Source organism: Staphylococcus simulans, assembly GCF_002902285.1.
GTDB classification, from domain to species: Bacteria; Bacillota; Bacilli; order Staphylococcales; family Staphylococcaceae; genus Staphylococcus; species Staphylococcus simulans.
Map to the genome: position 1 here is coordinate 1 of NZ_PPRU01000035.1, position 23,239 is coordinate 23,239.

A 23,239-nucleotide genomic window follows, 5' to 3' on the forward strand; every position below is an offset into this window, starting at 1 on the left:
ATATATAACGGCGTATAATAATGTGTTTCATTATAAAAATCACATATAGTATACCCATGTATAGTTGTTTTAGTTATTGTTTATACTTTTGTTTAAATAGAATTTACAAACCAAACACCAACTTAATAATAGCTTAAAGATTGCTTGCTACAATTTGTGTTGAGAGGAAGTAAAGGTCTATTGAAGACAGATATCACGGTGTCTTTTAATTTTGGGACTTCCTTTAAATTTCAACCTATTTTGGAGGTAGCGCATTGAAGAATATCAAGATGACTAAGATTGTAGCAGGAAGTATGGCAAGTTTAATGCTCTTATTATCAACAGGGGTAGCACAAGCAGATGCCAGCGGCCAACCAGCGCCACAAGCAGCACCGCAAGCGCAACAAGCACATCAACAACAACAAGGTATTAAATTATTAAATAAGAAACCAAAAGTAGCACCTGTTAAAAAGAAAAACAGTCCGAACCGTATTATGACAAACTTTAATGGTGATACTAAAACAGAAATGGGCTTCAACTGGTTTACAACAGATAAAGCTGAAGCACCACAAGTTTGGGTCTCAACTTCAAAGAATATGAAAGACGCGAAAACATTCACAGCTAAAGCAGAACAAGTGGACTCTCAATACATAGAAAGAGATCATTCAGGCCACTTCATTTTCGCTGATGTGGAGAAAGATGATAATGGTGAGCCAGTCAAAGATGAAAATGGTAAACCAAAAATTAAAGGTTATTACACAGATAAAGGTGCAGGCGGTCCAGAATGGACAAGCGGTGACCAACATGGTAAAGCATCTTTAATGAATGTGAAAGAATATAACTATAAAGCACAAGCAACAGGCTTAAAACCAAATACAACATACTACTACAAAGTTGGTAGTAAAAAAGGCAAACAAAGCCAAGTCGGTACATTCAGAACATCTGGTAACGCAGGGGATCCATTCAAATTCGTACAATATACGGATACACAAAATGCTTACTGGAACGAACACGTACGTAACGAAGCGAAATTCGGTGCAAACACAATTGCTGAAGCAATTAAAACAGCAGGTAATCCAAACTTCGCATTGCATACAGGTGACTTTGTAGAGAACTCACAAGTTGAAGATGAGTGGAATGACATTTATGACCAATCTCGTCCATCATTCATGTCTTTACCAGTTGCGGCAGCAGCAGGTAACCATGATGAATATGCATTCGATGAGAAGAATAAAAAGTTATTAGATCGTTTCAACCGTCACGTGAACGTACCTAAGGCGAATAACGCAGTCAACGGTGGTTCATACTACTCATTTGACTACAACGGTGCACACATGGTTGTCGCAAATACAAATGACAACAAAAAAGGTGAAGACAATCCAGAAGGTAAAGCCATTGGTAAAAAACAAATGGAATGGATTAAACAAGATATCAAAAAAGCACGTGAAAACGGCTCAAAATGGGTTATCTTAAACTTGCATAAACCAATGTACTCTAAGTCTTATCATGCTTTAGAAGATGAAGACATTAAGAAATTACGTGAAGAATTAACGAAAGAAATCGATGATTTAGATGTGGATTTAGTATTACAAGGACATGACCACGTACTCGCTAGAACTAAAATGTTACAACATACTTCAACAAAAAATAGCTTCGTAAACGCTAAAATTGAAGATGCAAAACAAGTTAAAGGTGAAGATGGTGTCACATACTACGATAATCCAAAAGGTTCAGTTTACGTGTTGCCAAACACAGGTGGTACAAAAGCTTATGATGATATCTACAGCAAACCATTAGAACATATCAAGAAAATTCGTCCGAAATTGAGCTGGTTAACTGAAGCACAACGTCAAGAATACAACAACTTATTCGCAGTAGGCGAACAACCTCAAAAAACAGATGCGTTTAACGATAGCCACGAAAATAACCGTGACTCATCAGCTCAAAACTTCTCAGTTTATGAAGTGAAAGGCGACAAATTGATTGTGAAAATCTATCAATTAAATGGTGACATCAGTAAAGGCGAACAAAGAACAGTTAAGTTAATCGACCAATTCGGTATTTCAAAAACTGACAAAAAATAATAACTGTTGATAGCTTTAATTAAGTCATTTGACTCAGGTAGGGACTCGTAAATCATACGAGTCCTATACCTTTATACATAGGAGGCAACAAAATGAAGAAATTTTTAACATATACTGCGGCAGTCGCAAGCTTGAGCTTATTATTAACAGGATGCAGCGATCAACAAGAGAAAAAGACAAGTAACGCTGAAGCACATACACAACAAAATCAACCAGCCTCAAGTTCTAAAGACATTAAAATAAACAAAGAGAAATTATCTAGTCAAGAACAAGCAAAATTAAAAGAAGAAGTGATGAAGTGGGCAGACAAACGTGCTAATCAACAAGGTTTAGCAGCTTCTAATCGTTATTTTGGGGCAGGGGAAATTTCAACAGGAGACTGGTATGCGATGACACCTAAAGGTGAGCTGCAAGTCAGTAATCAAAATGAACCAGGTCCTAAAGCTTTTGAACGTCATAATTTAGTAGGTGTGGTATTTTATCACTCTAATCAAGGTGTAACAGGATTTGATGAGAAAGCGAAAGAGTTATCTAATATAGAAGGTTATCGTAATGTGGCAGATTTAAATCAACCCGTCACAAAATATTTATTCGCAGATGACGGTAAAGTTTACGAATGCCAATTTAAACCGAGTCAACAAGTAACATTGTCTTCAGGGTTCGCGCCAAAAGACCATAATGACAAAGATCCTAACTTGAGACCAGACGAGTTATTTAAACCGACTGAAGATGAAACTGCGACAGAATTAATGAATCAATTGATTAAGCAATACGGTAAACAATGATGTACAAATATGTGCATAAGGGTTAATAATTTTGTTTAATTTGTACATATTTAAAATAAGAAAGTCATAGTAATATACAGAATAGAAGTTGATTTCTTATAAGTACCCTAATGAATTGAAATGCTAAAATTCCCAAGCGAACGATTGCCGCTTGGGAATTTTTTATTTTAAAGTTAATTTTTATTATATTCTAGATACTCCGCAATACCTTTAGATACAGGATATTCAGGTTGATAACCTAATTCTTTTAACGGTGTCACATCTGAACGAGAATATTTAATGTCACCTGCACGTTCATCTTCAAATGAATAATGAACCTCATATCCGAAGTAGTCAGAAAAGGCTTTGAAAACAGTTAGTAAATCTGTTTCATCTCCAGTACCCGCATTATAAATCTTTCCGTTTGTTTCTTCTTTTTCTAATACAATCCAAATTGCTTGAAGTAAATCTTTGATGTAAATAAAGTCACGTGTTTGTTTGCCGTCACCAAAGAAAGTAAAGTCAGCTTTGTTTAAGAATTTTTGATTTAAAATTGATAATACCCCTGAGTAGTCTGACTCTGGATTTTGTCTTGGACCATAAACGTTGAAGAAACGTAAAGAAACAGTCGGCAAGTTATAGAGTGAATGATAAATCTTTGTATACTGTTCACTTGCGAATTTTTGTACTGCATAAGGTGATAAAGGATTAATTTTGGAATCTGTTGATTTTGGTAAATCTGGCAAATCACCATAAATTGCGGCAGATGAAGCAAATAAGAATTTTTTCAAATTCGGGTTATGTTGGCGATTTGCTTCTAATAAATGAATCGTTGAATCAATGTTATCCCCATTAGATTCAACTGGTTTGCCCACAGTTTCTACGACACTGACCATTGCGGCTAAATGAAAGACGTAATCGAATTGATGCACTTTCACAAGTTCTTCGAGTAATTCAAAGTCTTTCACGTCATTTTGATAAAAATGATTTTCATCTATAAAAGGAATATTGTCTCGTTTACCTGTAGAGAGGTTATCTACGACAAACACTTCTCCACCTTCGTTGTTAAATTTCTCTGCGATGTGCGAACCGATAAAACCAGCGCCCCCTGTAATCAATACTTTCATAATAGGTACCTTCCTTGTTAGAAAATTAATGTCTTATATCTATTTTAATATGTATACGTCTAAAGTGTAGCATTATACTTTAAAAGTTGAAAGACAAAAGACATGTTAAACTATTAAAATTATGTAAAGGGACAAAACGCTGTCATGACAATGTTTATAAGACATACGGCAGTCTGACTTTACACTAATTTAATAATAAAGTGCTTGCTAGTAACGCAACGTTATAGCGTAAGCTAAGAGTGTAGAGAAATTAAAGAGGCAAGGAGGAAGTTTAAATGGAATATTCAACAGGTGAATTAGCCAAAGCTTGTGAAGTATCTGTCAGAACAGTCCAATATTATGACCAAAAAGGATTGCTAAAACCAAGTCGTGTTGAACATAATCGCAGAGTATATAGTGAAGCAGATAAAACACAATTAGAAAGTATTGTTTTATTAAAAAGCATGGGCGTTTCGCTTCAAGAGATTCATCATATATTAAATGAATCAGAAGATACAGCGACATTAAAAGTTTTGTTGAAAAAGAAAGAAGTTGAATTAGAAAAAGCTTTAACTCAAACGAAACAAAAATTAGAACGTCTTCAAAAGCTAGATGAGCTTGTAGGAGATGACAGCACAGGTTTACTAGATAATGCGCATCATTTTGAACAATTATCATCACGTATGGACCAAATGAGTCAGATTCGTCGTAATATGTTAATAACTGGTATTGCTGTTGGTAGTTATCAAGTTAGTGCTTTAGTACGTGCACTAACTAAAAAAGATTGGAAAATTTGGGCGAAAGCCATTCCGTTCAGAGTGCTTGTTGCGGCAGGGTTAACAGCGTATTACTACCAAAATGTCAGTTACGTTTGTCCAAATTGCCAAACAGTCTTCAAACCTAAATTAAGTCACATGATTTTCGCTAATCATACTTTCAAAACGCGCAAACTCACATGTCCAAATTGCGGTGAAACACATTATTGTATTGAGGTAGCGGATAACAATAAGTTGATTTGAAGAGAGGAAGATCATCATGATTGCGAAAGTTGAACATTTATCTAAAAGTTTTGGAGATGTGGAAGTTATAAAGGATATTTCGTTTGAGTTAGAAACAGGAAAAATTCATGCGATACTTGGTCCGAATGGTTCCGGTAAAACAACAACCATAAAATTGATGACCGGTTTGTTGAAACCGGATAAAGGTGCGGTCACCTTATTTAATCAAACTTTAGACCAACCGCACTTCAATGAAGTACGACAAGCTATGGCTGTCCAAAATGATGGGGCTTTATATGAAAATTTAACTGTTGCTCAAAATTTAAAGTTTTGGGCGCAGTTGTATGGTTTAGATACAACTGATTTTAATCAAAACAGTATTTATTTATTAAAAGTATTTGATATTGAAGCACATATGCAAGCCAAAGCAGGTGCTTTAAGTAAAGGAATGAAACAAAAGGTATTGTTAATTCGAGCGATGATGACAAACCCTAAATTATTAATATTAGATGAACCAACTTCAGGGTTGGATCCTATTGCTTCAGAACGCTTTATTGAATTACTTAAACAGATGGCTAAAAAGCAAGGAACTACCATTTTAATGTGTACGCACCAACTTCATGGTTTAGAAAAAATTGCGGATAATATTTTCATTATCAAAAAAGGAACATTTATTGCGCAAGGGACTGTATCACAATTGATACAAACAGAATGGCCAGGACATGAATTTCATTTAAAAGTGTCAGATGTTCAAGAAGCAGAACGTCTTTTAAGTCAAGCATCTATTGATTTAGTTTCTTTCTATGAGGTTAGAGATGATCAATTGATTGTGAAAGTGGATGCATATAAGGACATTTCTGAAGTTATTACTATTTTAGTAAAAGAAAATATAAAGGTTTATGAAGTTACACAATATCAACATGCGTTACAAGAACTCTATGAGAAAAAAGTAGGTGGTTTATAAGATGAATACACATCGTATCAAAGCATTGGTTAAAAAAGAATTGTTAGAAATGATGTATGATAAGTCGACGTTATATCCTATGCTTTTCATCGCTGTCTTTTTCAGCGTCATACTGCCGAATATCTTGATTATTTTTAGTACGAAAGTTGATTTAGTTAATTTGCCGAGTGAATTTGAAAAATCGATTCACCAGTTAAATACACTTAATTTACCTGTTCATGCATCACCTGAACATATTTTAATTTATATAGTATTGATGTATTTCTTAATGCCACTCTTTCTTTTGATGCCTGTCATTATTTCTAATGCTTCTGCGAGTTATAGCTTTGTGGGAGAAAAAGAACACAAAACGTTAGAGGGATTGTTGTATACACCATTATCAGATAAAGAAATGTTGTTAGGAAAAGTTATCGCATCTTTTATACCTTCCATCGTCATCACATATGTCGCCATTGTGCTCTATGGTATAACAGTGAATTTATTTGGTTGGAAACAATTCCATCAATTAATTTTTCCTAATGGAGCATGGCTCTCTTTAATTCTGTTAATTATACCATCAATGACTTTTCTTTCGATATGTCTCGTGATGATGGTTGCGAATAAGGCAAAGAGTATGAAGTCAGCTCAAAGTGTTGCGTTATTCTTAGTTGTACCGATTATCGGTTTAATCATTTCTCAAGCTTCAGGTATTATGCTGTTAGGTTATCAAATCATCTTAATCGCAGGTTTCGTCTTAATTATCTTAGACATCATTATATTCTTATTACTTGTGAAGTCATTTAATAGGGATAAAATGGTTTCGAAATTATAAATGTGTAAATACAAAATAACCAGTGCGAAGAACTCGTACTGGTTATTTTGTATGAAAAATATTCAATGGTTTTTAACGGTTATCAGAAGTGTCTATAAAATCGTATTTTAAAATTTCTTTAGGTTCTTTTTTAGTGAATTTATCAAATAAGCTTTGATTGATATTGGCTAACTGTGTTAAAAATTCAGGTTCTACTTTTAAGATGTCTAACAATTTTTGCGGTGTAATGAGTTTTCTTACAAACATGTATTCTAAATGAGCGGTTATTTTAATTGGATGTCTGCGTGCCAGTGTATCATCTAAAGGTTCAACCGCTTCATAATTCTTTTCATGGATCGCATGACAAAAAGTAATATATTCTTCAAATGTGAGTAATCCTAACTCATAAGCACGCTTACCCATGGCTTTGATAGATACATACCACTTCTGTTTTAATGGTGTGTAATCATCTGGATTAGACAAGTTAGATACCTTCTTCATATCTTCCTTAAATGCTTGTTCAGGCAATAGGAATGAAGCGGCGAAGATATTTACTTCACGTTCTATATCTTGAAATTCTTCATAAGTGAGTAAATCAAATTGAATATGCTTGTGTAACAGTAAATGACCTAATTCATGCGCAACATCAAACACGCTTTTTACCGCAAAATCATTGTTGTGGTTTAGAACAATATAAGGCATACCTTTTTCAGACCAAAAACTGAAAGGTTTCGCTTCGTTATTGATAGTTGACTCGCATATACATAAACCTGCTTTTTCTAACATGAATAGCAACCTTAGGTTCGACGGTTCTTTTATAAGTAATGTGCGTGCTTTTTCAGCAGCGTTTTTAATAAAATCGATTTGGCTATTAGCTTGATCGTAAAGCAGCTCTATTTCAGCCGTGACGTCTAAAACCTGTTTAAAAGGTGATTTGACGAATCTTGATTGGAATTCTACAAAGTTCGCTAGATATATGGATTGGTAAAATTGTTGGGTGTGTGTATGAAAGTTGTAGTTGCTTATAGAAACATGTCCGCGTTGTACTGTATTGGTTCTAGAAAAGACTGTATGTTCGGCTGTTAGATAACTGGTTCTTACTTTGAAAAATTGACTTAAAGTTAAAGTGAGATTGAAATCAAAAGGTGCATGCTTATTCTCGCATTGTCTTAATTGGTATTCACTTATATTTAAGTGTTTAGCTAAAGCTTTGTAACTATAACCGTGTAATTGACTTAAGCGGACGAGTTGTTTTCCAATATTCATAGATGTTGTGTGCTCCTCTTATAGTTATGTAATTATGACTGACTTCTGATGGAGATGGAAAGTTGTTTGCTATTTATTATTTTATTATACATAAAACCCGAGAGGAAACATGAATTTTTCTCTCGGGTTTGTTTTAAGTGTTTGATATTCGGTTCGTTGTTGTTTTTATTGTAGTTTGACGTCTGCTTTTGCCACTTCAATTACTGTATCGATAAGTGTTTGAATACCTTTTTCAATTTCTTCTGGTTCAACAGACTCTTTAGGTGAGTGGCTGATACCGTCTTTACATGGAATGAATAACATGCTGGTAGGGCAGATTAATGCCATGTTCATGGAATCATGACCGGCACCGCTGAACATGAAACGGTAACTGTAGTCATGTTGTTCGCACACTTGTTTAGTAATTTGGGCAATTTCTGCATTCAGACCTACAGGCATATCTTGTCCTAAGTCTTTAACCTCAGCTTGTATATTACGACGTTTTGTAATCTCTGAAATGGCTTGTTGTACCTCAGTCGCAACTTGTTCACGTGATTCTAATTCTTTACCTCGAATATCAATCAATAATGTTACATCGCCAGGGATAGCATTCATTATATTAGGGAAGGCATCTAAATGACCGACTGTCGCAACGACACCTGCTTTATGGTAATGTTGTGCGATGGCTTCAACTTGTAAGATGATTTCTGATGCGGCAGTTAAAGCGTCATAACGCATTGGCATAGGTGTTGATCCGGAATGACTTGTTTCACCTGTTAATTTAACTTTAAAACGGTGAGGTGCTGCGATATGTGTCACAATCCCAATGTCTTTGTGTTTGTTTTGTAAGATAGGTCCTTGTTCGATATGCAGTTCTAAGAAGGCCTTTAAATCTCCTTGATGATAGAAATCTTGTTCTGAAGGTAAGCTTTGTTTTAAAGTGTCGACCAATTGGAATAGCGTTTTGCCTTCATTATCTTTAATTTCTTTCATATCGTCTTGAGACAAGTTGCCTGTAATGTATTTACTGCCGAGTGTCGCAGTGTTGAAACGTGCAGATTCTTCTGCTGTAAATGCGACGATTTCAATTGGGTGATCTGTTTCAATTTGGTGTTCGTTTAAATGCAGCATGAGTTGTAATGCAGCTACAACACCAAGTAAGCCGTCGTAACGTCCGCCATCTTTTACGGTATCGATATGTGATCCGATCATAACGGGCGGTAAGTTAGGTTTTTTACCTTCTCTTCTTGCGATGACGTTGCCGAAGTAGTCGAAGCGGACATCTAATCCCGCTTCTTGGCACAACATTGAGAATTTCAATGCGGCTAAGCGTTCAGCGTGACGAAAGGCAATGCGGTTTGTGCCGCCTGTTTCTGTATTAAAACCATAGTTATTAAAAGTGTCTAAATGAGACATGACAGTATCTAAATTCATGGAGCTCCCCCTGTTTGATTAATGATTGATAGATAGTTATAACGTTATTATTGATCGAAGAGTATTTCTTCTGATGCATATAATGCGAGACGGATATTTAGTGAGTTGAACGGATCTTCAACCGTGCAACCTAATATTTCTTCACAATTTTTAATTCGATATTTTACAGTGTTACGGTGAATGAACATTTTCTTCGCAGTTTTGGTAATATCACATTGATAATCCATGTACATTTTAAGCGTATCTTTTAACTCTTCATCCTTTTTCGTTTTAGGATAGGCTAGGTCACCTAAAGTATGTTGAATGAAAGGTTTCAATTTACTTGGTGGCAACAGCTGTAAGAGTTCTTTCATACTCTTTGATTGATAGAAGTTCATGAATGCTTTACGTGCTTTATCTAAGCCGCTTTCATAAGCTTCGTTCGCTTCCATAAAGGACGTTGATAATTGAGAGAATTCTGTGACTCTATTACCAATCCCGAATGAAATACTGCTGTCGAAGAACTCATGGTATTCTTGTTGAATATGTTTTAAGTAATTTAAATAATACTCATGTTTAGATTGTAATAAAATCGCAAATCTGCGATTACTTGGCATACTGTAAACACTGATACGTGAATCTAAATCTGTGAGTTTGTGTATGAGCCATGTGTAAACGAATTGATAACGCTCTTCAACGTATTGACTGTTTTCTAAATTATCCATCGGGTCAATGGCACAGATAATGACTTGATAATAATCGGAAGGGTAAATACCGTATTGTTCAAATAAAATCGGATGATTATGAACAGATAAAGATTGATCAGAACGATTCGTAATCAGGGATTCAAAGAAACGATTGATATCTGAGTGTTCAGCTTCTTCAATCTTTTTATTTTTATATATCGCAAAGCTCAATGTTGAGACAATTTGTTCAATCGTTAATAAACTGAAAGGATAAGACAGCTTATTGATATCTGACACCATTAAATAATATGGGAAATAAGCATAGGCTTGTACTTTGAAAATCGCCACGTCATTAGTGAACTTCGTTTGATTGCGAGTAATTGTATTAGCGTTTTCTGAACGTAAGTATTCTAAAAAGTAACGGATATGTTGTTGTTTCAACAAATTATTCTGTTGGTAATGCCAGCTTTGAGAATCAACCATATAGAATGGGTTGAATAACAGAACGGGTACGCCTAAAATACGGCTCATTCTTTCTATCATTGTTTCGACACCGAAACCCTTAATCAGCATATCGTTCAGTTCTTCTTGAATATTCAAAGCGTAGTTTAATTTAGCTGTTTGTTCATCTGAGATATAAGTTGAAATTTGTCTTGTGATTTCCCCTAAATTCCACTCTTCAGAGATTTCTATCAATGGAAATTCTAATTCGTTTGCGTAATCAATCACTTCTTGATTGATATGTTTTAAATAACGAGACGTTTTAATACCTAACCCCGCGGTATCAATATCATTTAATTCTTTAATCATTTGTTTCAAGCCTGCTTGATTATCCCGAAATAATAACCCCGTCGTGAGTATAAATGACTCTTTAGCCGTGTAATCTTTAATATCAATATTTTCTGTGATGTCTAAGTGGCGAACTTCTCTATGTAAATCTCCTTGATTATTAATGAGTTTTAATCCAGCAAAACTGGGTGCAGCGAGTATATTCTGCAACGTCGGCATTTAATCACCTTCCTTATAACTTTGTTTCTGAAATAAATTTTAACATGAAATGACATAATTTGTTCGAAATCGATAATTTTATAAAAAATTACTGTCAAACTGCACAAAGAAAAACGTTTCCAGTAACTGTAAAATTTTAAGTAAAGATTATACGTATAGTCATATTTATTCCAACTCAAAGGAGATATAGAAATGACGAAACAGGGGCAAGCGCAAAGCGGCATTCATGATGCGGCTTTCTTCGAACGCAGAGGCTATAACAAGGATGTTATGCCTAAAACAGACAGCCAAAGAAATATATCAACATTCAACTTCTTCACCCTTTGGATGGGTGCTGTCCATAACATTCCTAACTATACTGCCGTAGGCGGATTTTTGCTACTAGGGCTTTCGCCGTTACAAGTAATTTTCGCATTGATCTTCAGTTCATTTATTATTGCGACATTACTTGCGGTTAACGGTTATGCTGGTTCTAAATACGGCATTCCATTTGCCATGCAGTTACGTCAAACGTATGGTGACATCGGGGCAAAACTTCCTGGTGTGTTACGTGGTGTAATTGCGGGTATTGGTTGGTTCGGATTACAAACCTTCGCAGGCTCACAGGCATTACTCATTTTGCTTATTAAGATCTTCCCGGGGTTCGAGCATTTTGGTAATGGAACGACAATTTTAGGCATCACGATACCTGGTTTAATCGCATTTTTAGTATTCTGGGCTATTAACTTTGCGATTGGTATCGGCGGCGGTGAGACACTAAATAAATTCACTGCAGTTTTAAACCCGTTAATTTACATTGTATTCGGCGGTATGGCAATCTGGGGCTTCATGGTTGCCGGCGGCTGGGACAACATCATGCATTATGAAATCACAACAAAATCAAGTGGTATTATTTATCCAGCTATTTTATCATTCATCCTAATTTTCAACTCAATGATGGGTGTTTGGGCTGGACCTGGAGCAAGTGTTTCTGACTTTACACAAAAAGCAGTTTCAACACGTGCACAAATTGTAGGACAAGTTTCAGGTATTGTTGTTGCACACTTATTATTCGCATTCAGTAGTGTGTTCATCATTATCGGTGGTTCTATCTTCTTAGGTCACCAAGAATGGAATATCTTAACAATTATCAATAACTGGGATAATATCTGGACGATTTTAATCGCCACAGGTGTATTATTGATGACTACAATTTCAACGAACGCGACAAGTAATATCATTCCAGCAGCATATCAATTAAGTGTATTGATGCCGAAGTTGATTAACTATCGTCGTGGTGTAATTTTAGCTTCTGTTGTGAGTGTTCTGATTATGCCTTGGAAATTAATGGAAAATGAAGATAGTATTTTCGTTTTCTTAAATATGATCGGTGCAATTTTAGGACCGGTTGCAGGTGTATTAATCGTACATTTCTACTTAATCAACAGATGTAAAGTCGACATCGAGAAATTGTATTTTGATACAAATAATCCAAATCATGGCGGATTAAGATTTAACTTCTCTGCTTATGTGGCTACAATTCTTGGTGTTGTTGTTTCACTATTAGGTTTCATTCCGAAATTCCAAGTCATTTCTGACTTCTCATGGTTTATCGGATTTTTCATCGCAGGCATTTCTTACATCATTTTATATGTGTTAGAAAAGAAATTTAGAAAGGATAAAGGAGAGAAAGCTAATGAAATATGATTTATTGATTAAAAATGGTCGTGTCATTTTAGACGAAGGCGAACAAGAAGTAGAAGTAGCTGTTAAAGACGGAAAAATCGCAGCAATTGGTCATGACTTAGGTGACGCAGAAAAAGTTATCGATGCAAAAGGACAAGTCGTTGCGCCAGGTATGGTAGATGCACACGTGCATATTACAGAACCAGGCGGCGGCTACCGTGACGAGTGGGAAGGCTACGAAACAGGATTGAAAGGTGCTGCAAAAGGCGGCGTTACTACAATCATTGAAATGCCTTTAAACCAAGTACCAGCAACAACTGATAGAGCATCAATCCAAGAAAAATTTGATGCAGGTAAAGGTAAATTATCAGCTGACGTTGCAAGTTATGGCGGTTTAGTGCCTTATAACTTAGATGGTGGTATCCAAGAATTAGACGAAGAAGGCGTTGTGGCTTACAAAGCGTTCTTAGCTACTTGTGGTGACCGTTCAATCGATGGCGACTTCGAAAACGTAGATGACTATTCACTTTACGAAGGTATGAAACAAATTGCGAAAACAGGTAAAATCTTATCTGTACACGCAGAAAACGCTGATATTACAGACCGTTTAGGCGAAATCGCTTATAAAAACGGCGAAAAATCATTGGCAGCTTACGTAGATTCAAGACCTGTATTCACAGAAGTTGAACCTATTCGCAAATTGATCTTATTCGCAAAAGAAACTGGCTGCCGTTTACACATCGTACACGTTGCATGTGAAGAAGGCGTGGATGAAGTTATTAAAGCACAACAAGAAGGTGTAGACGTAACATGTGAAACTTGTACACACTATCTATACTTCTACAAAGAAGAATTAGATGACATTGGCCCAGTTGTAAAATGTTCACCACCAATCCGTGAAGAATCACGTTTACCAGGTATGTGGGAACGTGTTATCAATGGTGACATCAACTTCGTAACATCTGACCACTCACCAAGTACACCTGACTTAAAAGATACTGACAACGCATTTGAAGCTTGGGGCGGTATCGCAGGTATCCAAAACAACGTGGATATCTTATTCGACGAAGGTGTTCAAAAACGTGAATTATCACTTAAACGTTTTGCTGAAATTATTGCGACTGAACCTGCAAAACGTTTCGGCTTAGACAACAAAGGTAGTATTGCAGTTGGTAAAGATGCAGACTTCGTCTTCATCAAACCAGAATCTTCATACACATTACAAGCTGAAGATTTAGAATACCGCAATAAACTAAGCCCATATGTAGGTCGTACAATCAACGCACAAGTTGCGAAAACAATTTTACGCGGTGAAGAAACTTACAGTCTTGAAGACGGTGTTTCTAATGACTTCCGTGGTGAATTTATCTAAGTCTTGGTTAAATTCAAATAAGTATGCATGCTGTATCACAGCATTAATATAAAAAAGGCCTCCGAACCATTTCAGTTCGGAGGTCTTTTGTCACATTTAAACAAGATTTAATAAGAATGTTTTAGCTTGTTGGTAGATATCTAAATTAAAGTCATTCACTTCGCGATCAAAATCGTGATCTTTGTTATCGAAAGCGATGAATTTAGTTTCTGGAATATTACGGTCTAAATGTTGAGCTTCACCGAAAGGCACATCTGGATCTTGTTTACCATGCACAATAAATGTAGGTGGAAATGCTTTAAGTGTTTTAGGCGCAATGTTAAAGGCAGCATCTGTAGATTGTTGAATGCCTAGTAACTTCAGCCATTCGTTTTGTCCGCGTGCATAAAGGTAAATGAGATAACGTGTCTGTAAATCACCTTGTGTTAAAGGTTCTGTTTGAATCATATTATTTAACAGTTCTGGTGTGATTTGTTGAGACATGGCTTTGTATTGTGGATTCGCACGTAAGAATTGCGGTACGTGGAAACGGCTATAACCATAGAAATCAAGAATACCTTGGACGTCGCGTTTAGAAGCAATGATTAAAGATAAGAATGATCCTGCTGAACGACCGAATAAGAAAATCGGCAAGTCAGGATGATTAGCTTTGACATCATCGAATTGTGTTAATGCATCATTCATAATTGTATCGATATTGCTTTCAGGTGCTAAACGATAATCTGCTGAAATCATTGTAAAATCTTCAGTTAACAAATCAACGTAGGCCTGTGGTAAATCATCAGGTTGACCGAAAATTAAGCCGCCACCATGAAAGTAAAGAATGATACCTTTAGGTTCATTTTGAGCGGGTGTAATGAGTTGCGTTAATTGAAATTGGTCTTGGGTTGTGATGTGTTTTGTTTCTGACAACAAAAGAACCTCCTTTGGTTATGTTAGATTGCTTTAAATTGTTCATATTTACCCAAAATAATTATCGCAAATCTTATATCTATCGTATTTGTACAAAATGAATAAATACGAGGATGTTAATTGTCGGAATTGTGGATGTAGTAACAAAAGTAAACATTTATAATAGATGATGAGATGAAAAGGAGTTGTTGAATATGAACATCCGTTCCTCTTTTGAAGCTTTAGATAAGCAGTTTACCGCATATGGCGGTTTGATTGGCGGAGGAATTACACGCTTGCTTTATTCAGATGAATGGCAGCAAGCCGTGCATGCTTTAAAAGAAACATTAGAATCAGCTGGATTTGACGCAACTTTCGACGACATCGGCAACTTAACAGGTCGTTTAGAAGGCAGTAAATATCCAGATGAAAAAATTGTTTCAGGTTCACATATTGACACAGTCGTTGAAGGCGGTCATTTAGACGGTCAATACGGAATCTTAGCTGCTGTGACAGCAATGAAGGCACTTAAAGAAGAACACGGCCAACCGCTTCGTTCTCTAGAAGTCCTTGCCTTAGCTGAAGAAGAAGGCAGCCGTTTCCCATTCGCATTCTGGGGCAGTAAAAACTACTTCAATCTTGTAGACAAATCAGAAGTTGAAGAGATTGCAGACGCAGAAGGTGTGCGTTTTGAAGATGCGATGAGAGACTCTGGCTTTGACTACAGAAAACAAGACCAAAACCACGATGACATCAAAGCCTTTGTTGAAGTGCATATCGAGCAGGGGAAAGTGCTTGAAACTGAAAACAAAGCAATTGGTGTAGTGAATGGAATTGTCGGTCAAAAACGTTACACAGTTACATTAAAAGGTGAAGCGAACCACGCAGGTACAACACCGATGGGCTTAAGAAAAGACGCAGTTGTAGGATTTAGTGAGATTGCTTCTAAATTAACACAACGCGCTAGAGAAATCGGCGATCCGTTAGTACTGACTTTCGGCCGTGTTGATCCTGTACCGAACACAGTTAACGTAGTTCCAGGTGAAATTGTCTTCAGTATTGATACACGTCATATTGACCAAGACGCATTGAATCAATTCGCTGACGAAATCACAGAAACAATCAAATCAGTATCTGAGTCAGAAGGCTTAGAGTACGATATTGATTTATGGATGGACGAAGCCCCAGTATTAATGGACAAAGGTTTAGTAGATAGAATCGAAAAATCAGCTGACCAAATAGTGGGTAAAGAACAATATAAAGTCATGGCATCAGGTGCCGGACACGATTCGCAAATCTTTGCGAAATTTGTTCCGACAGCAATGTTGTTCACGCCATCTATCAACGGCATCAGTCATAACGTTGAAGAAGAAACAAACATCGAAGACTTAGTAAAAGGAATCGAAGTATTAAAAGACGTTTTATATGAATTAGCTTACAAAGAATAATTAATGTAAAGGAGTTTTTAATAATGGGTTACTTAAATCACAATCAAGGTTATAGAGAAGGTTTATTAGAAACAAGAGCAGTTATTAAAAAAGACAATTACGCAGTTATCGTTCCAGACGGTTTAGTAAATAACGTAGTACCAGGATTCGAAGATTGCGACGTTACTATTTTAGGTTCACCACGTTTAGGTGCACATTTCGTTGACTACCTAGTTACATTGAAAGACCAAGGCGGCAACACTCAAGGCTTCGGCGGAGACGGTATCCAAACATTCATCTATGTTGTATACGGAAACATCAATGCGTATGCTGGCGATGAAAAATACGAATTATCACAAGGCGGTTACTTATACGTACCAGCTGATCAAGTGATGAAATTCGAAAACAACAACAATAACGAAGACAGCCGCGTATTCTTATACAAAAAACGTTACCAACCACTTGAAGGTCACAAACCAGAAGTTGTGACAGGCAATGTTAATGACCTTAAAGCAGAACCATATGAAGGTATGAAAGAAGTATTAGTTCAAGACTTATTACCAAAAGATATCGCATATGACATGAATATTCACATCTTATCATTCGAACCAGGTGCTTCACATGGTTATGTTGAAACACACGTACAAGAACACGGTGCTTACGTATTAAGCGGTCGCGGTATGTACAACCTAGACAACGAATGGTTACCAGTAGACAAAGGTGACTATATCTTCATGGGCGCTTATGCTCCACAAGCAACTTATGCTATCGGCTTAGAAGAACCATTCGCATATATCTACTCTAAAGATGCTAACCGTGACATCGAACTATAAGAGAGGGTTTCTAAATCATGAGTGAAGAGAATTTAGTTTATGTTGGCTATGATGAGTTACGCCAATTATTTAAAGAAAAGCTTATGCTTGCAGGCATGCCTGACAAGTATGCAGACAAAGTCGCTGAGCTGATGGTATTCGCAGACGCACGTGGTATCCATTCACATGGTGCCGTGCGCTTGCGCTACTATGCAGAACGTACAGCAAAAGGCGGATTCAACTTAGAACCAGAAATTAAATTTGAAAAAACAGGCAAATCTACAGGTATTTATCACGCAGATAATACAGTGGGTCATTACGCAGCTTACCATGCGATGGAAGAAGCGATTCAAATGGCGAAAGAAAACGGTATTGCTGCAGTAGGTGTCAAAGAAATGGGACACAGCGGTGCGATTGGTTACTACACACAAATGGCTGGTAAACATGGTTTAGTGTCATTAAGTGTCTGCCAATCAGATCCGATGGTTGTACCGTTCGGAGGAACAAAACCTTACTTCGGTACGAACCCGATTGCATTTGGTGCACCTCGTAAAGACGGCAAGCCTATTGTCTTTGATATGGCTACAACTGTGCAAGCGTGGGGTAAAATCTTAGACGCACGTTCAAAATATCATTCAATTCCAGATACTTGGGCAGTGGATGATAAAGGTGAACCGACGACAGACCCTTATAAAGTCAGCGCATTGTTGCCTGCAGCTGGACCGAAAGGTTACGGCTTGATGATGATGGTAGATATTCTATCAGGCAGCTTGCTTGGCTTACCATTTGGTCAGCATGTGTCTTCAATGTATGAAGATTACAGTGCGTACCGTCGTCTGGGCCAATTCCATTTAGTAATTAATCCAAGTTACTTCGGTGACGAGGAACAATTCTTATCACAAATGGAACAAATGGTTCAAGAACTTCATGACATCGATCCTGCGAAAGGCTTTGACCAAGTCTACTATCCAGGTGAAATTCAAGAAGATGTGGAAGCAAAATACGACGAAACAGGTATTCCAATTCCACAATCTATCTATGATTACATGAAGTCAGAACAAGTTTACTAATTCAATTGAATGAGCGGTGCTGGTCATTGCACCGGCACCGCTCTTTATTTAGTTTTGCAGACTAATAAATTGCAAGAATCTTCAAAAAAGTCAGGAGGGTTTTAGTGATGCGTGTTACAAAAAAAGAACTTTATGAGTTAATGAAAAATAAATTGATGAAAGCAGGTTTGCAAGAAGATGCAGCTGCTGACGTCTCAGATGTTTTAACATTCGCAGACCATCGCGGGATTCATTCTCATGGTGCAGTACGTGATGAATATTACGCAGAGCGTATTGCCAAGGGTGGTATTAATGCTCATCCGAATTACGAGTTTGAAAAAACAGGTCCATCTTCTGCAGTGTTCCACGGCGACAATGGCCCAGGACACCAAGCAGCAAAACAAGCTATGGACAAAGCGATTGAAATGGCGAAAGAAAATGGTATCGCAGTTGTGGGTGTGAAAAACATCAGCCACAGTGGTGCGTTAGGCTATTTCGTTGAAATGGCAGCAGACCAAGATATGGTCGGCATCAGTATGTGTCAATCTGACCCAATGGTTGTACCATTCGGCGGCACTGAACCATATTTCGGTACGAACCCGATCGCTTTCAGTGCGCCGACAAATGATGATCGTGTGATCACATTTGATATGGCAACAACTGTACAAGCATGGGGCAAAGTGTTAGATGCACGTTCAAAAGGCCAATCTATCCCAGATACATGGGCAGTAGATGAAAACGGTGAACCTACTACAGATTCAAGAGCAGTACACGCTTTAGTACCTGTTGCAGGACCTAAAGGTTACGGCTTGATGATGATGGTAGACATTTTATCAGGTAGCTTGCTTGGTTTACCATTTGGCGGCCACGTGTCATCTATGTACAAAGATTTAACAAAAGGCAGAGATTTAGGCCAATTACACGTTGTAATTAAACCGGCTTACTTCACTGACCCTAAACAGTTCAAACAACAACTTTCAACAATGATTGATGAGTTGAAAGCACAACCAGCTGCGAAAGGTTATGGCGAAGTTTACTACCCAGGTGAACGTGGACGTTTACGTAGTGAACGCTATGACAAAGATGGTATTGAAATTGTAGATGACATCTATGACTACTTGAAGTCAGATGATGTACATTACGACCGTTATCACGGTAAAAATAGATTTGCAGAATAATAATGGAGGACTATTATGTTATATACAATCATTAAAGAGAATACGTATCAAGACTCTATTGTATTGATGTTGTTATCAAACAAATTATCAGCAATGGACGGCGTTAATAAAGTATCAATTATGATGGGTACACCCGCAAACAAAGACATCTTCAGAGCTTCAGGCTTCGATTCACCTGAACTAGATGAAGCAAAACCAAATGACATTGTTATCATGATCGATACAGATGATGAATCAATGGTTGATGAAGTGAATCAACAAGTTGAAGATGAATTAAAAGGTAAAGCGGAAGACGATAAGGCTGAATCAACACAAGAAGTTTCTAACTGGAACCAAGCGTTAGATAAAGCTACTAATCCTAACCTTGCGTTAATTTCAGTGCCTGGTCAATATGCGGCTATGGAAGCTGAAACTGCATTAAGAAACAACTTGCATGTATTCATGTTCAGTGACAACGTACCTAAAGATGATGAAGTACGTTTGAAAGAAATGGCACATGACAAAGGTTTACTTGTAATGGGTCCTGACTGTGGTACAGGTATTATCCATTCATTACCATTAGCTTTCACTAACATCGTTAACAAAGGTGACATTGGTATCGTAGGTGCTTCAGGTACTGGTATCCAAGAGGTCACTACAATTGTTGACCGTGAAGGTAAAGGTGTAACTAACGCAATCGGTACAGGCGGCCGTGACTTATCAACAGAAGTCGGCGCAATCACAATGATGGACAGTATCAAAGCGTTAGCACAAGATCCAGCTGTTAAAGTCATTACAGTTGTTTCAAAACCACCAGCTAAAGAAGTAGAAGAAAAAGTATTGAACTTGCTTCGTAATATCGACAAACCAGTTGTGACATTATTCTTAGGTCACAAACCAGAATACACTGAAGCAAACATTTACCATGCATATACGTTAGAAGAAGCTGCACGCGTATCAGTTCAACTTTCTAATGGTGAAAAACCTGAATTCAAACCAGCAACAAAAGAAATCAAAGCAACATTGAAAGATGGCCAAGACGGCATCAAAGGTTACTACTCAGGTGGTACATTAGCAAGTGAAGCAGCAATGCTTGTAAAAGATGCGTTCGACGGCTTAAAAGATGAAACTACAGAAGGTTTCACTTACAAAGCTGGCAACCATGAAATCATTGACTTAGGTGATGACATGTATACACAAGGTCGTCCTCACCCAATGATCGACCCAGGTAAACGTATCGAAAAATTACAAGAAGCTGCAAATGATGAAAATACTGCAGTAATCATGTTAGATAACGTAATCGGTTACGGCAGCCATGATGATATGGCAGGTCAATTAGCACCAGCTATCGAAGATATCATCAGCGAAGCAAAAGCGAATGGTCGTGACATTGCTGTATTAGCAACTGTTGTTGGTACAGAACACGATCCACAAAACTATGAACAACAAATCAAAACATTAGAAGAAGCAGGTGCACAAATCTGCGAAACAAACGATCAAATGGTACGTTCAGCAATCGAATTAACAGGTCATAAAGCTGAACAACCAGAATTGAAAGAAGAGTCATTCGACGCAACTTCAGTTGACTTATCTGTAGACGATAAGATTCTTCAATTAATCAACACAACTCCAAGCGTTATCAACGTTGGACTAAAAAGCTTTGCGACTGCAATTGATGAAAGCGGCGCAGACGTTGTGCAATTCAACTGGAGACCAGTTGCTGGCGGAGACGAAAAACTAATGAAAGTATTACAATTCTTAAACAACTATGAAGGAGAGTCTGTATAATGGGTTACCAAACAATTGATGAAGCAAACCAAGCTGTCATAGATAAAATGATCGCAGCAGCACCATTCCTAGTTGACGTGGTACCTGCGAAAGATAAAATTCCTGAATTGAAAGAGCATGTTTTACTACATGCGGGTCCACCGATTAAATATGAAAACATGACTGATCCAATGAAAGGTGCATGTATCGGTGCGATCTTATTCGAAGAATGGGCAAATGATGAAGATGCAGCACGTGAATTATTAGAAAACGATAAAATCGAATTCATTCCTTGTCATCACGTGAATGCAGTAGGACCAATGGGCGGTATCACTTCAATGAACATGCCTGTATTGGTTGTTGAAAACAGAGAAAGCGGCAACGAAGCTTATTGCCAAATGAACGAAGGTATCGGCGCAGTATTACGTTTCGGTGCTTACAATGAAACAGTTGTTAACCGTCTACACTGGATGAAAGACGTATTAGGTCCAGTATTAGGTAAAGCTGTTCGTCAAATGGAAGACGGCTTAAACGTTAACGTTTTAATTGCGAAAGCAATCGCAATGGGAGACGAATTCCACCAACGTAACATTGCAGCTTCACTTGCATTCTTAAAAGAAGTTGCGCCAATCATCTCTGAATTAGAAGATGTTGAACCAGAAAAACGTACAGAAGTTATTCAGTTCTTAGCAGACACTGACCAATTCTTCTTAAACGTTGCCATGGCAACAGGTAAAGCAATGATGGACGCAGCTCGTGAAATTCAACACGGTACAATCGTTACAGCAATGTGCCGTAACGGTGAAAACTTCGGTATCCGTATCGCTGGTATGGGTGACGAATGGTTCACAGCACCTGTAAATACACCACAAGGTTTATATTTCACAGGTTATTCATCAGACGATGCTAACCCTGATATCGGTGACTCAGCAATCACTGAAACAATCGGTGTCGGCGGTATGGCAATGATCGCAGCACCTGCAGTTACACGTTTCGTAGGTAGCGGCGGCTTTGCAGATGCCTTAGCAACTTCAGACGAAATGACTGAAATTTGTATTGGTGAGAACCCTAACTTCTCTATCCCGACTTGGGACTTTAAAGGTGCTTGCTTAGGTATCGATGCACGCTTAGTAGTTGAAAAAGGTATTACACCAGTGATCAACACAGGTATTGCACACAAAATTGCCGGCTTCGGTCAAATTGGTGCAGGTACAGTGCATCCACCAATCGAATGCTTCGAAAAAGCAATCACAGCTTATGCTGAAAAATTAGGATTTAATGGATGATTCTCACAGCACAAGCCATTGGCGCAAGTGCAAGCAGAATCTTGAATCATACAACAGAACTTAAAGTACACAGTTGCTTTAATAAAGGTTTTAATGTGGTGGATAAAGATGACAATCTCATCTTTATCGGTACCACTGAAAATGGGATGTTCCCATTTGGCGTTGTAGTTGATGCATACACTAGAGATCGATTACTACAATCGATTCAGGTGGGTCAAACGTTAAAAGCACATCCACGTGCTTTAGCGTTTGATCGCAATCTACAACTAAATATCAATGTGAATGTATTTAAAGCGAGTCAAAATTTTGAAGCCATTCATTTGAATCAATTAAAGGAGAGTATCCAAGCATTTGATTTTTGTGAATATGCTGACGGTGACTTTAATCCTGCTAAAATGCAATCGATTTATGATGCATTGTCAAACCCACATGGAGATGCGAAGACTGAATTACGCTATTTAATAGGTCGAGGACAAGGTTTGACGCCATCAGGCGATGATATGTTAGTCGGGATGTTGTTTGTTCACTTTATTAGACCGTTTATTCAGCCGCAGCATTTAACAGAAATTGAACAGCTGGTGGATGAACCTTTAACGACATTGGTCAGCCAAACCTTTTTAAAGTATGCCGTTAAACGTATTTTTAGTTCTAAATTAACTGATTTGATGGAAGACGCCTCTAAGTCGACGTTAGAAAAACTTCTCCAAGTAGGCTCATCATCAGGTAAAGACACACTTTATGGTATGTCTATAGCTTTATTGAAGGAGTGAAAGAAG

19 protein-coding genes are annotated in these 23,239 nt (G+C 37.4%); 14 read left to right on the plus strand and 5 right to left on the minus strand.

Features of this window, described 5'->3' with window-relative positions:
* The first annotated feature begins 293 nt into the window (after window positions 1–293).
* Together CD112_RS08210 and CD112_RS08215 are read left to right on the plus strand one after the other, a co-directional pair.
* Window positions 294–2,063, plus strand: a complete 1,770-nt coding sequence (locus CD112_RS08210) for a purple acid phosphatase family protein (RefSeq protein ID WP_373364859.1) — start codon at window positions 294–296, stop codon at window positions 2,061–2,063.
* 92 nt (window positions 2,064–2,155) lie between these two features.
* Window positions 2,156–2,848 carry a hypothetical protein gene (locus CD112_RS08215; protein WP_103364132.1) on the plus strand — a complete coding sequence of 231 codons (693 nt, stop codon included), beginning with the start codon at window positions 2,156–2,158 and terminating at the stop codon, window positions 2,846–2,848.
* Window positions 2,849–3,021: 173 nt separating this feature from the next.
* On the opposite strand, the gene CD112_RS08220 is transcribed toward CD112_RS08215, so the two are convergent.
* Window positions 3,022–3,954, minus strand: coding sequence for an NAD-dependent epimerase/dehydratase family protein (locus tag CD112_RS08220; protein ID WP_103364133.1), 933 nt, complete (start codon window positions 3,952–3,954; stop codon window positions 3,022–3,024).
* A gap of 275 nt (window positions 3,955–4,229) precedes the next feature.
* Here CD112_RS08220 and CD112_RS08225 point away from each other — a divergent pair, with 275 nt between their 5' ends.
* The 3 genes from CD112_RS08225 to CD112_RS08235 are packed head-to-tail and all read left to right on the plus strand — an operon-like array spanning window position 4,230 to window position 6,706.
* The gene (locus CD112_RS08225; protein WP_061055217.1) at window positions 4,230–4,952 is read left to right on the plus strand and encodes a MerR family transcriptional regulator; all 723 of its coding nucleotides are present in this window, start codon (window positions 4,230–4,232) and stop codon (window positions 4,950–4,952) included.
* Window positions 4,953–4,968: 16 nt separating this feature from the next.
* Window positions 4,969–5,895 (plus strand): ABC transporter ATP-binding protein, encoded by a 927-nt coding sequence (locus CD112_RS08230; RefSeq protein WP_103364134.1) that lies wholly within the window; start codon window positions 4,969–4,971, stop codon window positions 5,893–5,895.
* A gap of 1 nt (window position 5,896) precedes the next feature.
* On the plus strand, window positions 5,897–6,706 hold the full coding sequence (locus tag CD112_RS08235) for an ABC transporter permease subunit (protein ID WP_103364135.1): 810 nt from the start codon (window positions 5,897–5,899) through the stop codon (window positions 6,704–6,706).
* A 72-nt stretch (window positions 6,707–6,778) separates the two neighbouring features.
* On the opposite strand, the gene CD112_RS08240 is transcribed toward CD112_RS08235, so the two are convergent.
* The 3 genes from CD112_RS08240 to CD112_RS08250 all read right to left on the minus strand — a co-directional run bounded on the left by CD112_RS08240 (window position 6,779) and on the right by CD112_RS08250 (window position 11,037).
* The gene (locus CD112_RS08240; RefSeq protein ID WP_103364136.1) at window positions 6,779–7,951 is read right to left on the minus strand and encodes an ImmA/IrrE family metallo-endopeptidase; all 1,173 of its coding nucleotides are present in this window, start codon (window positions 7,949–7,951) and stop codon (window positions 6,779–6,781) included.
* 165 nt (window positions 7,952–8,116) lie between these two features.
* A complete protein-coding gene (locus CD112_RS08245; protein WP_061055221.1) occupies window positions 8,117–9,364 on the minus strand; it encodes a Zn-dependent hydrolase in 1,248 nt (415 codons plus the stop codon).
* 47 nt (window positions 9,365–9,411) lie between these two features.
* Window positions 9,412–11,037, minus strand: a complete 1,626-nt coding sequence (locus tag CD112_RS08250; RefSeq protein ID WP_023015526.1) for a PucR family transcriptional regulator — start codon at window positions 11,035–11,037, stop codon at window positions 9,412–9,414.
* Window positions 11,038–11,229: 192 nt separating this feature from the next.
* Here CD112_RS08250 and allW point away from each other — a divergent pair, with 192 nt between their 5' ends.
* Window positions 11,230–12,723, plus strand: a complete 1,494-nt coding sequence (gene allW / locus CD112_RS08255) for an allantoin permease (protein ID WP_103364137.1) — start codon at window positions 11,230–11,232, stop codon at window positions 12,721–12,723.
* Window positions 12,713–14,074: an allantoinase AllB gene (gene allB, locus CD112_RS08260; RefSeq protein ID WP_103364138.1), complete on the plus strand. Its 1,362-nt coding sequence runs from the start codon at window positions 12,713–12,715 to the stop codon at window positions 14,072–14,074. Before allW ends, allB begins: the two co-directional genes overlap by 11 nt.
* 96 nt (window positions 14,075–14,170) lie before the next feature.
* On the opposite strand, the gene CD112_RS08265 is transcribed toward allB, so the two are convergent.
* Window positions 14,171–14,986 carry an alpha/beta hydrolase gene (locus CD112_RS08265; RefSeq protein WP_231911528.1) on the minus strand — a complete coding sequence of 272 codons (816 nt, stop codon included), beginning with the start codon at window positions 14,984–14,986 and terminating at the stop codon, window positions 14,171–14,173.
* Between the two features lie 194 nt (window positions 14,987–15,180).
* Here CD112_RS08265 and allC point away from each other — a divergent pair, with 194 nt between their 5' ends.
* The 7 genes from allC (at window position 15,181) to CD112_RS08300 (ending at window position 23,233) form a co-directional block, all read left to right on the plus strand.
* The gene (gene allC / locus CD112_RS08270) at window positions 15,181–16,413 is read left to right on the plus strand and encodes an allantoate deiminase (RefSeq protein ID WP_002479901.1); all 1,233 of its coding nucleotides are present in this window, start codon (window positions 15,181–15,183) and stop codon (window positions 16,411–16,413) included.
* Window positions 16,414–16,436: 23 nt separating this feature from the next.
* Window positions 16,437–17,225, plus strand: a complete 789-nt coding sequence (gene allE, locus CD112_RS08275; RefSeq protein WP_103364140.1) for a (S)-ureidoglycine aminohydrolase — start codon at window positions 16,437–16,439, stop codon at window positions 17,223–17,225.
* A gap of 17 nt (window positions 17,226–17,242) precedes the next feature.
* Window positions 17,243–18,274, plus strand: coding sequence for an ureidoglycolate dehydrogenase (gene allD, locus CD112_RS08280; RefSeq protein WP_002479899.1), 1,032 nt, complete (start codon window positions 17,243–17,245; stop codon window positions 18,272–18,274).
* A gap of 107 nt (window positions 18,275–18,381) precedes the next feature.
* A complete protein-coding gene (allD, locus tag CD112_RS08285) occupies window positions 18,382–19,431 on the plus strand; it encodes an ureidoglycolate dehydrogenase (RefSeq protein WP_103364141.1) in 1,050 nt (349 codons plus the stop codon).
* A 15-nt stretch (window positions 19,432–19,446) separates the two neighbouring features.
* Window positions 19,447–21,198: an acyl-CoA synthetase FdrA gene (locus CD112_RS08290; RefSeq protein WP_002479897.1), complete on the plus strand. Its 1,752-nt coding sequence runs from the start codon at window positions 19,447–19,449 to the stop codon at window positions 21,196–21,198.
* Window positions 21,198–22,463 carry a YlbE family protein gene (locus tag CD112_RS08295; protein WP_002479896.1) on the plus strand — a complete coding sequence of 422 codons (1,266 nt, stop codon included), beginning with the start codon at window positions 21,198–21,200 and terminating at the stop codon, window positions 22,461–22,463. Before CD112_RS08290 ends, CD112_RS08295 begins: the two co-directional genes overlap by 1 nt.
* Window positions 22,460–23,233: an oxamate carbamoyltransferase subunit AllH family protein gene (locus tag CD112_RS08300; protein ID WP_023015523.1), complete on the plus strand. Its 774-nt coding sequence runs from the start codon at window positions 22,460–22,462 to the stop codon at window positions 23,231–23,233. The genes CD112_RS08295 and CD112_RS08300 overlap by 4 nt, the downstream gene beginning before the upstream one ends.
* Window positions 23,234–23,239: the final 6 nt, after the last annotated feature.

What these genes read in the sequence shown, in the direction of transcription:
- CD112_RS08290 (WP_002479897.1), top strand. Translation starts at nt 19,447, where the DNA reads ATGTTATATACAATCATTAAAGAGAATACGTATCAAGACTCTATTGTA.
- CD112_RS08300 (WP_023015523.1), top strand. Translation starts at nt 22,460, where the DNA reads ATGATTCTCACAGCACAAGCCATTGGCGCAAGTGCAAGCAGAATCTTG.
- allD (WP_103364141.1), top strand. Translation starts at nt 18,382, where the DNA reads ATGCGTGTTACAAAAAAAGAACTTTATGAGTTAATGAAAAATAAATTG.
- allB (WP_103364138.1), top strand. Translation starts at nt 12,713, where the DNA reads ATGAAATATGATTTATTGATTAAAAATGGTCGTGTCATTTTAGACGAA.
- allE (WP_103364140.1), top strand. Translation starts at nt 16,437, where the DNA reads ATGGGTTACTTAAATCACAATCAAGGTTATAGAGAAGGTTTATTAGAA.
- CD112_RS08235 (WP_103364135.1), top strand. Translation starts at nt 5,897, where the DNA reads ATGAATACACATCGTATCAAAGCATTGGTTAAAAAAGAATTGTTAGAA.
- CD112_RS08250 (WP_023015526.1), bottom strand. Translation starts at nt 11,037, where the DNA reads ATGCCGACGTTGCAGAATATACTCGCTGCACCCAGTTTTGCTGGATTA.
- allC (WP_002479901.1), top strand. Translation starts at nt 15,181, where the DNA reads ATGAACATCCGTTCCTCTTTTGAAGCTTTAGATAAGCAGTTTACCGCA.
- allW (WP_103364137.1), top strand. Translation starts at nt 11,230, where the DNA reads ATGACGAAACAGGGGCAAGCGCAAAGCGGCATTCATGATGCGGCTTTC.
- CD112_RS08245 (WP_061055221.1), bottom strand. Translation starts at nt 9,364, where the DNA reads ATGAATTTAGATACTGTCATGTCTCATTTAGACACTTTTAATAACTAT.
- CD112_RS08225 (WP_061055217.1), top strand. Translation starts at nt 4,230, where the DNA reads ATGGAATATTCAACAGGTGAATTAGCCAAAGCTTGTGAAGTATCTGTC.
- CD112_RS08240 (WP_103364136.1), bottom strand. Translation starts at nt 7,951, where the DNA reads ATGAATATTGGAAAACAACTCGTCCGCTTAAGTCAATTACACGGTTAT.
- allD (WP_002479899.1), top strand. Translation starts at nt 17,243, where the DNA reads ATGAGTGAAGAGAATTTAGTTTATGTTGGCTATGATGAGTTACGCCAA.
- CD112_RS08230 (WP_103364134.1), top strand. Translation starts at nt 4,969, where the DNA reads ATGATTGCGAAAGTTGAACATTTATCTAAAAGTTTTGGAGATGTGGAA.
- CD112_RS08215 (WP_103364132.1), top strand. Translation starts at nt 2,156, where the DNA reads ATGAAGAAATTTTTAACATATACTGCGGCAGTCGCAAGCTTGAGCTTA.
- CD112_RS08295 (WP_002479896.1), top strand. Translation starts at nt 21,198, where the DNA reads ATGGGTTACCAAACAATTGATGAAGCAAACCAAGCTGTCATAGATAAA.
- CD112_RS08210 (WP_373364859.1), top strand. Translation starts at nt 294, where the DNA reads ATGGCAAGTTTAATGCTCTTATTATCAACAGGGGTAGCACAAGCAGAT.
- CD112_RS08220 (WP_103364133.1), bottom strand. Translation starts at nt 3,954, where the DNA reads ATGAAAGTATTGATTACAGGGGGCGCTGGTTTTATCGGTTCGCACATC.